At 44.7% G+C, this 14,524-nt stretch carries 14 protein-coding genes; 5 read left to right on the plus strand and 9 right to left on the minus strand.

What is annotated here, in order from left to right; translation table 11 throughout:
* Nucleotides 1-205: 205 nt before the first annotated feature.
* From efp to H5073_RS14460, 6 genes are all read right to left on the minus strand, one after another.
* Entirely contained in the window at nucleotides 206-766 is a 561-nt protein-coding gene (gene efp, locus H5073_RS14435) for an elongation factor P (protein WP_182680267.1), read from the minus strand.
* A gap of 2 nt (nucleotides 767-768) precedes the next feature.
* On the minus strand, nucleotides 769-1,992 hold the full coding sequence (gene earP / locus H5073_RS14440; protein WP_182680268.1) for an elongation factor P maturation arginine rhamnosyltransferase EarP: 1,224 nt from the start codon (nucleotides 1,990-1,992) through the stop codon (nucleotides 769-771).
* Nucleotides 1,993-2,159: 167 nt separating this feature from the next.
* Complete coding sequence (gene fldA / locus H5073_RS14445; protein WP_182680269.1) at nucleotides 2,160-2,687, minus strand: flavodoxin FldA; 528 nt, start codon at nucleotides 2,685-2,687, stop codon at nucleotides 2,160-2,162.
* 52 nt (nucleotides 2,688-2,739) lie between these two features.
* A complete protein-coding gene (gene ybfE, locus H5073_RS14450; RefSeq protein ID WP_182680270.1) occupies nucleotides 2,740-3,012 on the minus strand; it encodes a LexA regulated protein in 273 nt (90 codons plus the stop codon).
* A 9-nt stretch (nucleotides 3,013-3,021) separates the two neighbouring features.
* A complete protein-coding gene (locus H5073_RS14455; RefSeq protein ID WP_182680271.1) occupies nucleotides 3,022-3,243 on the minus strand; it encodes a DUF2788 domain-containing protein in 222 nt (73 codons plus the stop codon).
* A 294-nt stretch (nucleotides 3,244-3,537) separates the two neighbouring features.
* Nucleotides 3,538-4,296, minus strand: a complete 759-nt coding sequence (locus H5073_RS14460; RefSeq protein WP_182680272.1) for an alpha/beta fold hydrolase — start codon at nucleotides 4,294-4,296, stop codon at nucleotides 3,538-3,540.
* A gap of 376 nt (nucleotides 4,297-4,672) precedes the next feature.
* Here H5073_RS14460 and seqA point away from each other — a divergent pair, with 376 nt between their 5' ends.
* From seqA to H5073_RS14485, 5 genes are all read left to right on the plus strand, one after another.
* A complete protein-coding gene (seqA, locus tag H5073_RS14465; protein WP_182680273.1) occupies nucleotides 4,673-5,437 on the plus strand; it encodes a replication initiation negative regulator SeqA in 765 nt (254 codons plus the stop codon).
* 55 nt (nucleotides 5,438-5,492) lie between these two features.
* Nucleotides 5,493-7,235 (plus strand): phosphoglucomutase (alpha-D-glucose-1,6-bisphosphate-dependent), encoded by a 1,743-nt coding sequence (pgm, locus tag H5073_RS14470; protein WP_182680274.1) that lies wholly within the window; start codon nucleotides 5,493-5,495, stop codon nucleotides 7,233-7,235.
* A 581-nt stretch (nucleotides 7,236-7,816) separates the two neighbouring features.
* The gene (locus H5073_RS14475) at nucleotides 7,817-8,794 is read left to right on the plus strand and encodes a transposase (protein ID WP_182680299.1); all 978 of its coding nucleotides are present in this window, start codon (nucleotides 7,817-7,819) and stop codon (nucleotides 8,792-8,794) included.
* A gap of 222 nt (nucleotides 8,795-9,016) precedes the next feature.
* Nucleotides 9,017-9,256: a hypothetical protein gene (locus H5073_RS14480; protein WP_182680275.1), complete on the plus strand. Its 240-nt coding sequence runs from the start codon at nucleotides 9,017-9,019 to the stop codon at nucleotides 9,254-9,256.
* Between the two features lie 29 nt (nucleotides 9,257-9,285).
* Complete coding sequence (locus tag H5073_RS14485; protein ID WP_182680276.1) at nucleotides 9,286-9,867, plus strand: hypothetical protein; 582 nt, start codon at nucleotides 9,286-9,288, stop codon at nucleotides 9,865-9,867.
* Between the two features lie 45 nt (nucleotides 9,868-9,912).
* On the opposite strand, the gene H5073_RS14490 is transcribed toward H5073_RS14485, so the two are convergent.
* The 3 genes from H5073_RS14490 to H5073_RS14500 all read right to left on the minus strand — a co-directional run bounded on the left by H5073_RS14490 (nucleotide 9,913) and on the right by H5073_RS14500 (nucleotide 14,198).
* Nucleotides 9,913-12,837: a DEAD/DEAH box helicase family protein gene (locus tag H5073_RS14490; protein ID WP_182680277.1), complete on the minus strand. Its 2,925-nt coding sequence runs from the start codon at nucleotides 12,835-12,837 to the stop codon at nucleotides 9,913-9,915.
* 12 nt (nucleotides 12,838-12,849) lie between these two features.
* The gene (locus H5073_RS14495; protein ID WP_182680278.1) at nucleotides 12,850-13,437 is read right to left on the minus strand and encodes a bifunctional 2-polyprenyl-6-hydroxyphenol methylase/3-demethylubiquinol 3-O-methyltransferase UbiG; all 588 of its coding nucleotides are present in this window, start codon (nucleotides 13,435-13,437) and stop codon (nucleotides 12,850-12,852) included.
* A gap of 176 nt (nucleotides 13,438-13,613) precedes the next feature.
* Nucleotides 13,614-14,198: a hypothetical protein gene (locus H5073_RS14500; RefSeq protein WP_182680279.1), complete on the minus strand. Its 585-nt coding sequence runs from the start codon at nucleotides 14,196-14,198 to the stop codon at nucleotides 13,614-13,616.
* Between the last annotated feature and the right edge of the window lie 326 nt (nucleotides 14,199-14,524).

Below are 14,524 nucleotides of genomic sequence, written 5' to 3' on the forward strand. Positions count from 1 at the left end.
ACGGATTACGGATTACGGATTGCGGATTAGCGATGAAAGAATAAGGAGAAGGATCTTAAAATCTAGGATCTAGATAATGGTGAATGGTTAAAAGTGAATGGCTAACGATTAACGATTAACGGCTAACAACTAACGACTAACAACTCACGCCCATAAAAAAAGCCAGCATAGGCTGGCTTAGTCTACGGATGGAACAAGTCGGCGATTAAGCGCGTTTCTTGAATTCACCAGTACGAGTGTCAATTTCAATCTTGTCGCCAACTTTAACGAAGTCAGCCACAGTCACAGTGCCGCCACCCGTGATGGTTGCAGGCTTCATCACTTTACCTGAAGTATCGCCACGAGCTGAAGGCTCAGTGTAGATCACTTCACGAACGATATGAGTCGGTAATTCAACAGAAATTGCCTTGCCTTCGTAGAAGGTCACTTGGCAAGTTTCTTCCATACCGTCGATGATATAGGCCGCAGCATCACCTAGGTTGTCTGCTTCAACATCGTACTGGTTGTATTCCGCATCCATGAATACATACATAGGATCAGCAAAGTAAGAGTAAGTGCAATCAAGACGTTCTAGAACAATAACGTCCATCTTGTCTTCGCCTTTGAAGGTCTGTTCAGTGCCAGAATCAAGTAGCACGTTCTTTAACTTCAATTTTACGATAGCAGCGTTACGGCCAGAACGAGTTGTTTCAGTTTTCTGCACAACCCATGGGCTGCCATCTAACATGATCACGTTACCAGGACGGATTTCATGAGCAGTTTTCATTACTATATTCCTATTTTCGGTTTTTCAATTTTAGCGCGGCTCGATTTGCTGTTGACAAAATTAATCAGTCGAGTAGCGAGATCCGCGTCATTTAAAGCGTCAATTGGCCATTGTTTTAGATGGTGTTGCCCATCTTGAGACAAGGACAAATCAACAGAATTTAGTTTTTTCCAGTGCCTTAGCACTGAGTTTGACTCACCTGTATTGAACGCAATATTAAGTTCAGACCAGTGATTAGCCAATTCAGGAGCCAGATTATCGCAGTAAATTTCCAGAAAAGCTCTTAATTTTACCAGGTGATAGTCATCTTCTTGAGGATATATGTGCCAAATAAAGGGTTTTGCTGCCCATTGGGCCCGTAAAAAGGAATCTTCACCACGGACAATATTGAAATCCGCCGACCAAAGCAGTCTGTCGTAGCCTTGCTGATCTGTCATTGGCAAGATATGAATGGTCAAATTGCCTAAGCTAAATTGCTGACCGGGCATAATATCTTGGGCGTCACAATTAAGCAGTGTCGTTAAGCTGTTTAGGCTGCGGCCTTTAGGAATAAGCGCATGGGTTTTATGGGACCCTTGCTGCCACATTTCACACAGGGCAGCAAGTGCTGGGGTTTCATAGCTAAAGACGCTGATAACAGTGTCGTTAGCATCAATACCCGTTAGCCCAAGTTGACTAAATAAGTTGAGTTTATTGTTTTGATCGACCTGCCAGGCATCGCGCTCAGCAAATAAATCTTGCTCACAGATAAGCCCGCCACTTTTTTCACTAAACCCAGGGAAAAAGAAGTGTTTGGTTAAGCCATTAGCTTGCATGGACGGCAAGCCATGGCAGCCATCAACCCAAGCTTCGGCGCACAGGTACTCAAGGTTTAACCATACAGGCACTGGCTTATTGGCGGCGTTAAGGCGGCTAAGTTCATTTTTGACAGCGTCGGGTAACTCACAGGCAAAGGCTTCAATCAATACATCGCCAGCTTGGTATTCTTGGCTTAGGGGCGTATCCCACAGTTTAATGGTCACGCCATCAAAATGCTGGGAGCTGAGCTTGCAATCGAGGGCCGGCAGAATATGAGCAAAACTTGCCAAACAGTCGACCCACAAGGTGACATGGATGCCATATTCCCTGTGCAGCTGTTTGGCAAGGCGCCAGGTGACGCCGATATCGCCGAAGTTATCCACCACTAGGCAGAAGATGTCCCAGCGGCTGGCAGTAGTCGAGTTCATAAAATGTCACCTATACGCCCGTAGGCGAGGAAGGAGCGATAAAAAAGCGGCCTAAGCCGCTTTTTAACGATTTTATTATTGCTCTATTCACCTTGCTGTCGAAAATGTTAATTCGTTAGCAAGGCCAGACAAATAATAAGCCAGTATATGTACCGGGTAAGCTGGGATTAATCAGCAAGCTCAGCTAAGCACATTTCTTCATAAATTTGCTTAACCCAGGCATCAACGCGAGCTTCAGTAAGTTCGGGTTGACGGTCTTCATCTATGCCTAAGCCGATAAAGTGCTTATCATCCACTTGGCCTTTAGAGGCTTCAAAATCATAGCCTTCAGTTGGCCAATGGCCGACGATAATGCCGCCGCGGGCTTGAACTATGTCACCGACCATGCCCATGGCATCGAGGAAGTATTCAGCGTAATCTTCTTGATCGCCACAGCCGAAAATGGCCACGAGTTTGTCAGTAAAATCAACTTGCTCAAGTTCAGGGAAAAAGTCATCCCAGTCACATTGTGCTTCACCGTAATACCAAGTGGGAATACCAAAAAGCAGCATATCGAACTCAGCGATTTGCTCTTTAGTGCTCTTGGCGATGTCTTTAACATCAACCATCTGCTTGCCCAGTTTTTTCTGGATCATTTTGGCTACGGCTTCGGTGTTGCCAGTGTCACTACCGAAAAAAAGACCTACAGTTGCCATTGTCTATCCTTTAAATATTGAATTCGCTGTGTGCGATGTCTGAAAAAAGCCTTCAGCCGTTCACTTGTTGCTGCAAAATTAATTCGATGAGCTGACTGCGGCTGATATTACTTGCCTGAGCCTGTTGATTCAAGGCGTCGTATAAATCTTGTGACACCTTTAACTCTATTCGTTTTAATCCATTGGCACGGTCGCGCTGAATTTGATTACGTTTATTGACCTTAAGCTGCTGTTCCCGAGTCAGTGGATTACTTCTCGGACGTCCGCGACGTATTTCAGAGGCAAAAAGGTCGATAGTGGTTCTGTCTGTTGTTTCTTTTGCCATTATGTTTAGTTAACCGATCCCTGAGCCTTCCCAGGTCATCTGAATAATACCCTTTGCAATAAACCCGGCACAGCCAAGAAATAATACTAACCAAACAATAAAGCGACCAAACTTGGGCACTTGTCCTTGCTTTAGCACATCGTGGATGGCCATGCCGATAAAGAAAAATATCGCTGCAAAAAACAGGTTTAGCCCTAAAGCTTCAATTTGATCCATATATTGGTTCAACATTTAACTCTTTCCTCAACTGCGTAAGCACAGTGCGATAACTGCCTTTAGCCTAAGGTAAACATCGGTCAGCATCCCAATGCTGTCAACCTCTGCCTAAGGTGTGACATACGCCACATTCGCAAGGCTAAAAAAAGAGGCGAGAATATAGCATAAAGTGCTGATAGGGGCTATATGCTAGCGCGAATATGAGCAATATTGTGCCAAATTTACATTCGCGCTTGATTTCCCGCTGTCAACGAAGGCTGACAGCTGAGTGACTTAGGGCAAAATCGGCTCACAAAAACGGGGATTCGCTTATGTTTGAGCGCGAATAAAATCTGCCACTAATCGATTAAAAATTTCAGGTTTTTGCGCATGTAACCAATGGCCTGTGCCATTAATGGTTTTTGCTTGCACCTGTGGAAACTGCGCCATTATGGCATCTTTGTGCTCGGCGGTGACATAATCTGAATCTCCGCCGCGGATCATATAGCAAGGCTTAGTGTAGGGCTTTGCTGTAATGCTCCAGCCGATCAACTTGTCATAGCAGCGTATTAAACCGTCTAAATTCATTTTCCAGCTAAAACCTGTCTCAGCGCGGCGCAGACTTTTAAGTAAAAACTGCGCAGTGCCAGTATCAATCCCCGCCTGAGTTAAATGGTTAAGGGCTTGATTACGATTAGTGTTGGCTAAATCTAAGCTGGTTAAGCCGGCAAACACGGCTTGATGTCTTGGAGGATAGGCAACCGGGGCAATATCGGCAGCGACTATCGAATCAATGCGCTGTGGATACAAAAGTGCCGTTGCCATGGCGATTTTTCCGCCCATGGAGTGGCCTACCAAATGCGCCGAGCTTAAATTTAAGGTATCGAGTAATTGAATAATGGCTTCAGCTAACAGTGGATAGTCCATCTGCTGCCAATGCTCGCTGAGGCCATGATTTGGCACATCAACGCGAATAACTTGATGGGTCTTTTCAAGCTCAGCACTTAAGGATTTTAAATTATCTAAGTCACCAAATAATCCATGAATGAGAACAACTGCTTGGCCTTCGCCACTGACAACAAAATGCATTGAGAACCCTTTGGATAGAAATAAATGTTAAGCCGAGCCTTGCAAGTACCCAGAGTAAGTTATTTTTCGATTGTAAGAATCGCCGTGGCAGTGTGCCAAATATACTGGCCTAATTTCAAGCCAGTGCTTGGTAAAGCTTATATATAAAGGCATTTTGCAAATTAAATGATGTTTTTTGCAGCAATTGTAAGCTGAAAATGTAAAAAAGCCCCCATTTAAGATCATTTAGACTTTAACCTTTACAGTGAGTTGGCATACACTGGCAGGCGATCAAAACTGATCGGTTGGCCATCATTTAATTGATCGTTTTCAGTAATGTCTAGATTCTGGCGTACAACGCAACAACATCTAGGCCCAGGTGCAAAGGAATAAGGTTATGAAATACATAGAGGTAGATGAAGAGCTCTATCGTTTTATCGCAAGTAAGACAGAGCGAATTGGTGAAAGTGCATCGGATATTTTACGCCGTTTGCTCATTTTGCCAGTGAACCAAGTCACCCCCTTTGAGCCTAGTGCCATCGATGAACCCAGCTTAGATGTGGCCCATCATCAAGCCAGCAATTTAGTGGCATCAAGCCAAGCCAGCATCAGCTCTGCGGCCCCAAGCCAAACTCATGGTAACAACGTCGCGTCCAGTACCCCAGCTGTGCCAACCGAACCAAGCGGGCAGCTACAGGCTAAAGCACCACATAATGGCTATCAGCCAGGGCAGCTTGAAGGCCACAGAAGTGAGCCGCAAGCCCTTGCTCAAGTGCATTCAGAGCACCTTAGTCCTAATCGAAGCGTGATGGATTTTAATGCCTTAGTGAATGAGCATTTGCTCAGTCAGCAAAAAGGCGCCGTGGGCCGCTTTATGTGGTTACTGGCAGGGTTAGCCGCAATGGCGCCAAGTCAGTTCAATAAAGTGTTATTGGTGCAAGGCAAAGGTCGTTTGTATTTTGCCCGCTCAAAAGATGAGTTATTGGCCTCAAGCGCCTCGGCAAACCCCAAAGAAATCGGCACCACAGGTTACTGGGTGACCACCAATAACAACACAGCGAAAAAGCAGGCTATTTTAATCGAAGTGCTCACTAAGTTGCACTGCGATGAAACTTTAGCCACAGCGATATCAGACCGCATTTGTGACAAAATTGCTGAGTAATCTGTTTTGAAACCGCTCATATATGAGCATTTCATTCGTTTGAAGGAGTAACACCATGGCAATACATGCAGGGGCAGGGAAGCCGGCTCATCCATCACAGTTAGTCAATATCCCCAAGTTGATGAGCCATTATTACCGCTTAATTCCCAATGCACTGGACGTGAGCCAAAAAGTCACCTTCGGCACTTCAGGCCACAGGGGCTGCGCGCTAAATTCAAGCTTTAATCAAAACCACATTTGGGCCATTACTCAAGCCTTAGTGGACTATCGCAAAGATGCCAATATTACCGGCCCCATGTTGGTGGGCTTTGACACCCATGCCCTGTCTTACGCGGCGTATTTATCTGTGCTTGAAGTATTAGTGGCCAACCAAGTTAAGGTCAAAGTACAACAGCTCGATGGCTTTACCCCAACGCCAGTGATTTCTCAGGCGATTGTTCGTGCCAATAGTGCAGCCAATAGTCGTGCTAATCCGTTAAACAACAGCGACACTCAGGCTGCTAATACACTTGAGAATACACTTGAGAATGCACTTGAATTAGTCGATGGTTTGATCATTACTCCGTCTCACAATCCGCCTCAAGACGGCGGCATTAAATACAACCCGCCCCACGGCGGCCCGGCTGAAGCTGAGATCACAAAAGGTATCGAAGCCAAGGCAAACGAGTATTTAATCAATCAATTAAGCGGCGTGAAAAAAGTTAATTACGGCGCGGCATTGGCATCCACTTGGATAGACGAAGTGGACTTTATCACCCCCTATGTGGCTGATTTAGCCAAGGTTATCGACATGCAGGCCATTAAAAAGGCCAATATTCGCATCGGCGTTGACCCACTAGGCGGCTCAGGCATACATTATTGGCAGCCCATTGCCGAGCACTACGGCTTAGACATCACATTAGTGAATGACAGCGTTGACCCAACCTTTGCCTTTATGCCGCTGGATAAAGACGGCAAAATTCGCATGGACTGCTCATCCCCTTATGCCATGGCAGGGCTTTTAGCCCACAAGGATGCGTTTGATCTGTGCGTGGGTAACGATCCCGATTACGACCGACACGGCATCGTTTGCCCAGGCACTGGATTGATGAACCCCAATCACTTTTTAGCGGTTGCCATCGATTATTTACTCACCCATAGATCAGAGTGGCCAAGCAATGTCGCCATCGGCAAGACGTTGGTATCCAGTGCCATGATAGACAAGGTCTGCGCTATGCATGAGCGCGACTGCTATGAAGTGCCCGTAGGCTTTAAATGGTTTGTGGACGGTCTTGCAAACGGCACAGTGGCCTTTGGCGGCGAAGAAAGTGCCGGCGCCGCATTCTTGCAACGTGATGGCAGCACTTGGTGCACGGATAAAGATGGCTTTATCATGGCGCTACTGGCCGCAGAAATCCTTGCGGTCACAGGGCAAACCCCAGCAGAGCGTTATCAGGCATTAACCGCAAAATTTGGTGAAAGCTTCTATCAAAGGGTTGATAGCCCTATTAGCCTTAAGAAAAAAGCCAAGTTTGAGCAACTCACCGCTGAAAGCTTCTCAGAAGCCAATAGTAATGCCAATGAAGGAAGCGCCGAGCTTGCAGGGGAGGCCATCACCGCCATCCTCACCCACGCACCAGGGAATAATGCCGCCATCGGCGGCATTAAAGTGACCACAGCCAACGGCTGGTTCGCCGCCAGACCTTCAGGCACCGAAGCGCTATTCAAGCTCTACGGCGAAAGCTTTATCAGCCAAGCTCACCTCGACACCCTGCTTGCCGATGCCAAGGCCATGGTGGATAGGGGATTGAAAGGTTAAACACCTAAATAGCACAGATTAGAGCGAGCTTTGAAAAATTGAGATTAAGCCACAAGCGAAAGTGAGTGGCTTTTTTATTAAAGCGTTTTACAGCAAGATAAAATAACTTGGAATCATGGCGTACAGCCTTGCCATGGCCTTCACTCATCGACACGCCGTAAACTCATCCATGAGGGCTCGAACATCTCGTCTGATGTGAAGGGACTCACAAATGCCGCGATGGCATGGATGCCAGAGAGCGGCCATGGGATGGACGGTCTTCTCGCAAATTGACATGGTTCGGCTCGATAGTTTTGGTGGTTTCTGTGAGTTTATAAGCTAAATCGTGAAGAATTAGACACTAAGCCACAGGTTTACAGTCTTGCCATGGCCCATTTCTTTCATAAAAAAAGAATAACATGGCCACCCAAGATTGTTGGCGAAATAGTGACCGTTTGACTACGCTTTAGTTATCATTTTTTTATCGGTATTAGATGATGGCCAGACCAAGGAAAACGAATAACATGGCCACCCAAGATTGTTGGCGAAATAGCGACCGTTTGACTACGCTTTAGTTATCATTTTTTTATCGGTATTAGATGATGGCCAGACCAAGGAAAACCATAGTCAGTTTGGATGATACGCCGTATTATCATTGTTGCTCGAGGGTAGTTAGAAAAGCGTTCTTGTGCGGGATAGATGACAGCACGGGTGAGAACTTTGAGCATAGGCGCGGTTGGGTAGAAGGGCGCATGTTTCAGTTGGCGACCATTTTTTCAGTGGACATTTGTGCCTATGCCGTGATGTCAAATCATCTGCATATTGTGCTTAGGGTTGATGCAGAACAAGCTAAGTTATGGTCTGATAAAGAAGTGCTGATTCAATGGCATAAAGGCTTTAAGGGGACCTTGTTAACCCAGCGTTATGTCAAAGATGAAACCCTAGATGAGTTTGAACTTAACACGGTACTGGACTCAGTAGCGGTATACCGTGAACGCCTTACAGATATTAGTTGGTTCATGCGCGCCTTGTGTGAGCCGATAGCCAGAATGGCCAATAAGGAAGATTCATGTACTGGCAGATTCTGGGAAGGGCGTTTTAAATCGCAGGCTTTGCTTGATGAAGCCGCAGTGCTTGCCTGCATGGCCTATGTTGACCTCAACCCCGTTCGTGCCAAGATGACAGCCACCCCAGAAGCTTCTGATTACACAGGTATTCAAAGGCGTATCAAATCAGCCTTGAAAGGTGAGCAACCAAAGGAATTGCTGCCATTCTTAGGCAATGAACGTGACAATATGCCCAAAGGACTGATGTTTAGCGCAAAAGATTATCTCATTTTAGTAGAAGACACGGGCAGAATTATTAGGGGAGACAAGCGGGGCGCAATCAGTCACTGCAGCCAACATATACTGGATAGACTCAATATTCCCGCTGAAAACTGGCTTAAAATCACTGAAGACTTTGGCCATTTATTTAAAGGTGCGGTGGGTTCACTACAGGCCTTAAGCCAATATTGTGAACATCTAGAGCGAAAGCGGCGACAAAGCGCCGCCAACTGCCAGCGTTGGCTGTGCGGTTAAACACCTAACGCATTAACAGCATAAAATCCTTCATTCCAGCTTGAGCCTGATAACAGCGTCCGCAACATACTCATATCTAGTTCCATTGCTAGCTTCGATGGATCACCGCACTAGTTTTCACTATTTTTGAGCTTTACATCTCGTGGTTAACCAGCAGTAGATAGCCAAAAGGATATCGTCACAGCGCACCTGAGAGGGTATTATTTAAGGTAAGAAAAATGGGTGGCTATGTTTTACTCAGCTAATTATAAGGCTGCTGTTAGTGAGTTTGAAATGGGTATTGCAAGAAGCGCGAAGAGCACAGATATGATCCTGCAAACCGCTGCGGCCGGTGGGGCGATTACCTTACCTGATGGTAGAGAATTGCCGTTAAATAAGGACAATATTGAATTGATTATAGCCAATATATCCAATATATTCATAGCGTTAAATAAACTGTTTAATCCTAAGTGGATTGATTAAATTAAGATTTAAAATTATTGGATGGCTTAATGAGCAGTTTTACAATTGCAATGCAAGACTCAGCTGATGATGTTAGACGCCGGATTAATGCACAGGGTAGAGCAATTTGGTTTAGCTTTTTAAATCCAATGAGCCGCACTTGTTTATTAGTGAAAAATGACGATGTGGGCTTTTTTAAAAAGTGTGTGGCTTTTAGCCTGTTACCTTCGTTGTTTTTAGCTGGCATTGGTGCATTTTTCTCTTTAAAAAATAATGCAAGTAAAGAAATAGAGCTGCTGGTGTCCATACCCATATTGCTTTCTTTCGTGGTGATTGTTTTGGCTTACCTTCGAACAAGAGCTAAGTCTGAAATTGTACGGCTTGATTACCGGCCCTTTGTTGAAATTGCCAAACGCTTGGCTTTAACCATGGGGCTTAAGGATCTACTAAAATCACTGACTCTTATGGCTGGGTTTGCATTAGCGATTTTTATTGGGGCACTCGTCATTTATGCAAAAGGATTCTATCTAATTGCGGTGATAAACCTAACCTTTGTTGGAATAAGTTTAAGCCCTGTTTCATTGTTGCTGATTGCTTTAGTTAAAAAATTTAACGAGCAACTCATGATTTAATTTTAATACTGCTGTCTTTGCTCATAGTTTTCAATTAGCTATTTTTTAGTTCGATTGGCTTATTTCATCTTGGCTGATGATGCGTTTGAATCTCGCGAAGGTTTGCATGTTTTCATTGGCCAATAAGTCTTTATAGTCTGGATTATGGGCTTTGAGTTGGTATTTTCCTGATGGTAGTTTTGCCACTTTTCTGAGTAAGTATTGGTTGTCGCCTGCGGCGTCTTGAATTTCTATGGCCATGATTTGACCAGTGATAGAGCCTGCATTGACAGGTGTTACCCGTTCCAGTAGCAGTAAATCACCGTCTTGTATTGGGTTCTTTCCGCCATCCATAGAGTGGCCGCTGGCGGGGGCGATAAAGTGTATTTGTGGATCCAACGAGCCTATGCTGTCGCCCAGAATTAGTGTTTCTACCGCTTCATTGCTGCCGGTTTTAAAATGGCCACAGGCAATCTTAAGTTCAGGATAAAAAGCTATCTTAGTCTTTGGTTTAACATCTGCATCTTCTGTTGTAGATGGACTTAACTTAAGCTGGCTTAGGTTGTTCGGTATATCCCTATCATCTTGTTTCAATTTAGGTTGTGACTTAGCTCGCTGACTGTACCTTGCTAGCAGTAAATCGGTTAGCTCTGCCATACAATCAAGCAAAAATCCTTGCTGTTGCGCAGTTAATGCCTCAGTAATATTAGCACTGACGGTATGCTCATTGAGACTGAACCAAGCCTGAGTATCGGCTTTATCTTGCTTGCACAAAAAGGTGATGGGGTTGTCTAACCAATATTTTTGCCACTTAGGGGAGTCAGCTTCGATAGTTTGCAGTGTGGCTTTAACATCTTGCGCCCATAGATGTGGGTAGCGCTTAAACACATGCCAGCTTTTCATGGCTAACGCATCTATGTCCGGCGGCGTGTTTATTCCGTCCAGCTCAATAAAAGCTTTAAGTAAAATGGCTTTAAAACACTTACTCATTTTGGCTTTTTCAACGCCGCGATCTAAAAACGCCAATAGGGGTGTGAGTTGCTGTGTTAATGGGTCGTTGGTTTCTTGCTTGATGACAAACTCAAACCAGCTACCTTGCTGCACAGTGAGTTTTTGCCAGTCAAATCCACTATGAAAAAACTCAGTTGCAGTGGGGCGATGGCCAATATCATCTTTAAGCCATTGATATTGCTCATCAGCCTTTGTGTAATCAAGCTTAAGTTGTCGCCAAAAGTTGATGAGTTCTGGATCAATATTAATAAGGCACTTAGGGTCCACTTGTGGCGTGGTTAATTTTTTAATGGCTTCATTGGGATTGGTTGTCTGCAATAGCGCCATAGGGCGATTAAGAAAACTGATGTGATTGCCAATAAAGTCTATGACGCTGACATAGGTTTTGTTCGTTTCAACGCAGGTGCGAAGGCCACGGCCTAACTGCTGCAGGAACAAAATTTTCGATTCTGTTGGCCGTAAAATTAAAATGGTGTCGATAGAGGGTAAGTCAGTGCCCTCACTAAACAAATCCACTGAAAATAACACTTCAATTACACCCGAATCGAGCATGTTAAGGGCTTCGGCGCGTCTTATCTTAGAGTTACTGTGAACAGACTCGGCTTTAATGCCTTTGTTATTAAAGTAAGTTGCCATAAAGTCAGCATGGGCCTTGGAGACACAAAAAGCTAAGGTGCGCTGCTGCTTATGAATTTGCCAATGCTTAAACACATGATCGGCCCGCTTTTTGGTGGCAAATTGGTTTTCTAATGTTTTAGGGTCAAACTTACCATTTCGCCAAGGCAATGATTTATAGTCAACTGTAGTATCGTTTATTCCATGATATTGAAATGGCACTAAAATACCTGCTTCAATGCCATCAATAATATTGCGCTCGAACACTAGGTTGTTATCGCACAATGACAGGATATCCGCTTGATCGGTACGCTCTGGCGTTGCGGTAAGTCCTAATAAAAATCGCGGTGAAAAGTGGGCTAACAAAGCACGATAACTGCTGGCACCCGCATGGTGAAATTCATCGACAATCAGGTAGTCAAATAGATCGACTGGCAACTTCTCAAGATAGTGTTTTTTCCCTAAGGTTTGAATAGAGGCGAAGACAATATCGGCGGCTGTGTTTTTGTTTGTGGCGTTAAAATGACTCGTTGTTTTTGTTGGCAGTAATTGGCTGAAGGTGCGTTCTGCTTGCAGCAGAATTTCTTCTCTGTGGGCTACAAATAACACTTTTTTGGCGTTAAATTGCTGTACATCAAAGGCGGCTAACCAGGTTTTCCCCATGCCTGTGGCTAACACCACTAAACCGCTTTTATTGCCATTTTGACGGCTATCTGCCAGGGCTGCTAATGCTTGGGACTGCGCTTCATTGGGCGTAGGCTCGCTAGGCTGCTGCTCAGACACTAGCATTAATGGCGGCTTAATTTTTTTGCGCCTTTCTATGTAATCAGTGATGTACTCGTTTGAAATGTCAGATACTTGTGGATGATTAAAGAGGGTTGAAAACTGCTGCCGTATATGACCAAAGTCGCTGCTGTCATGGCCTTGTATTAAGTCATGACGTAAACACCACTCCAACGCATGGGTCAATGCGGCTTTACTGATGTTGTTGGAACCAATGTAAGCGCAGCCAGAGAGTAAGTTATTATTTTGATTTTGAACAAAAATATAGCTTTTCATGTGAAAGCTTTGATTACTTTGGCATGTGAAAATTTTGGTCTTAGCGCCATGGGCCTGCAATATCATTAATTGCCGCAGGGCGACGGGATCGGTAATGCCTAAATAATCAGAGGTGAGGATGGCGATAGTCGCTTGGCGAGAGAGTGCATCTGTGAGTGCATCAATAATTAACTCTAGCCCAGAGCGCTGAATAAAAGACACAGACATTTCAATGCTGGTGGCGCGGTTAATGGCTTGGAGTAATTTAGGTAAAAAGGGGTCTTCCTTACCGCCACTGGTTAATACGGGTCCATGTGCTAACGTCATCTGTGCTTATCTCTATTTTTGTTTTTTAATTAAGATGGCATTGAGCCATTTTTCATTTTCACGATCTGGGCGCACATCTGCAGTTATCCAAGATTGCTGGATGACCAAATCTGTATCATAGAGCCATTGCTGTAATAAGGTTTCGTTGGCATCTGTAAAAAAGCGGCCATTGTGCTCGCGCTCTTTATCACCATATTTAAAAGAACAATAGAATATGCCGCCGTTAATTAAGGTGTTGCTAAGAGTGCGGAAGGTATGAGGTAGTACGTGGGCTTTAACGTGTAACAATGAGGCGCAGGCCCAGATCCCATCAAAGGTTAGCTGCTGGTCGATATCATCGAATTGACACACAGTCACAGCTTTGCCTATATGCTCAGAAGCTGTTTTGGCTAATTCAGCACTGGCATCTATGGCCGTTACCTGATAACCCAGCGTCATAAAGGCTTTGCTGTCACGGCCAGATCCACAGCCAGCATCCAAAATTCTGCCAGCATAGGGTATTTGCTGTATGAAAGGGCTATACAGTTCACTGATATCAGCATTCACAGTTGATGCAAAAAAGTCTTGTGAATGCTGATTATAGAATTCTATGGTAGACATAATTGGCTCGATACTAATGAGCGCTTGAGTTTATCGACAATTAACATCAGTATCAATAATTTACCGAAAATCTCTTGGGGGATAGATCACCATATGGTGAGAATTAGCTCCGCATGTTCTGCGCCGTCTAGGACTATTATCCATTACAAACGCCCATACGCTCATCAGATAATTCCTTAAAACTCTACCTCTTTAAGCAGGGTGATCGCTTTGTCGTTGCGGCCTTTAAGGTAGGGGACGCGTTGCTGCTGGCTGCCGTTGATTTTGGTGGACATAAGTTGCACAAATTGATTCATGTCTGGGCCATAACTTAGGTGGATGGGCGATGCCTTTCCATAGTAATACAGCCTATCAAATTTAAGCTCGGTGGCGACCCATTGACCTACCTGCTGCATGTTGTAGCGAGAGTCTTTGACAATAAAGTCACAGGCGGCGCCAAGGCGGGGGCAGATAAGGTTATTTTTATTGTTTAACTCGTGACTGGTGTGCTGGTCGAGCGCTGGCGCTATGTGGGGCTTGGGATTTTTTGCGATTTTGCGGGCAAGCTCAGGTGAGCAAAAACCGTAGCTTAAGTTGATCGGGCCAAATTGTTCCACTATGGGATCTAACAAATTGGTGGCTAATTGACTCAGCGCTTGCCAGCTTGCGGTTTGCTTTGGCAGTATAAAGAGTTGATACTGCTTGGCTGTGTCACCACATTCAATTAAATCACGAAAGCTAAAATGCACGCTGGCGCTTGCATCTAAAGTGTACTGGCTCATGTGGCTGCTTGTTCACTAGAAAAATTATCTCCAAGACTAACACACTGGCTAGCTTGGTGGGATTTATTGCTTGGCTTATGGCTGGCGCTGATTTCGCTTACATCAGACAGGATGTTCGACTAAGGTGCGTAAGCCAAAGATCGTGGATTAGTCTGTTTTAAATCGAAAGCATGAGTTGTTAATGAGATTTTTTATAAAATAAATGGGCGATGACGAGCCTGTATGTTGAAGTTTATGCGAGTGTTTTTTTATGATCATCACTCAGTTATAAACGCTCAGTAATAAAAACGCCGCTAGCTTAGCGGCGTTTTTTGTTGATGGTTCTA

It is taken from the genome of Shewanella sp. SR44-3, from assembly GCF_014163735.1.
Classification (GTDB): Bacteria; Pseudomonadota; Gammaproteobacteria; order Enterobacterales; family Shewanellaceae; genus Shewanella.

Coding starts and splice junctions, on each gene's coding strand:
- efp (WP_182680267.1), bottom strand. CDS start 766: ATGAAAACTGCTCATGAAATCCGTCCTGGTAACGTGATCATGTTAGAT.
- earP (WP_182680268.1), bottom strand. CDS start 1,992: ATGAACTCGACTACTGCCAGCCGCTGGGACATCTTCTGCCTAGTGGTG.
- fldA (WP_182680269.1), bottom strand. CDS start 2,687: ATGGCAACTGTAGGTCTTTTTTTCGGTAGTGACACTGGCAACACCGAA.
- ybfE (WP_182680270.1), bottom strand. CDS start 3,012: ATGGCAAAAGAAACAACAGACAGAACCACTATCGACCTTTTTGCCTCT.
- H5073_RS14455 (WP_182680271.1), bottom strand. CDS start 3,243: ATGTTGAACCAATATATGGATCAAATTGAAGCTTTAGGGCTAAACCTG.
- H5073_RS14460 (WP_182680272.1), bottom strand. CDS start 4,296: ATGCATTTTGTTGTCAGTGGCGAAGGCCAAGCAGTTGTTCTCATTCAT.
- seqA (WP_182680273.1), top strand. CDS start 4,673: ATGAAATACATAGAGGTAGATGAAGAGCTCTATCGTTTTATCGCAAGT.
- pgm (WP_182680274.1), top strand. CDS start 5,493: ATGGCAATACATGCAGGGGCAGGGAAGCCGGCTCATCCATCACAGTTA.
- H5073_RS14475 (WP_182680299.1), top strand. CDS start 7,817: ATGGCCAGACCAAGGAAAACCATAGTCAGTTTGGATGATACGCCGTAT.
- H5073_RS14485 (WP_182680276.1), top strand. CDS start 9,286: ATGAGCAGTTTTACAATTGCAATGCAAGACTCAGCTGATGATGTTAGA.
- H5073_RS14490 (WP_182680277.1), bottom strand. CDS start 12,837: ATGACGTTAGCACATGGACCCGTATTAACCAGTGGCGGTAAGGAAGAC.
- H5073_RS14495 (WP_182680278.1), bottom strand. CDS start 13,437: ATGTCTACCATAGAATTCTATAATCAGCATTCACAAGACTTTTTTGCA.
- H5073_RS14500 (WP_182680279.1), bottom strand. CDS start 14,198: ATGAGCCAGTACACTTTAGATGCAAGCGCCAGCGTGCATTTTAGCTTT.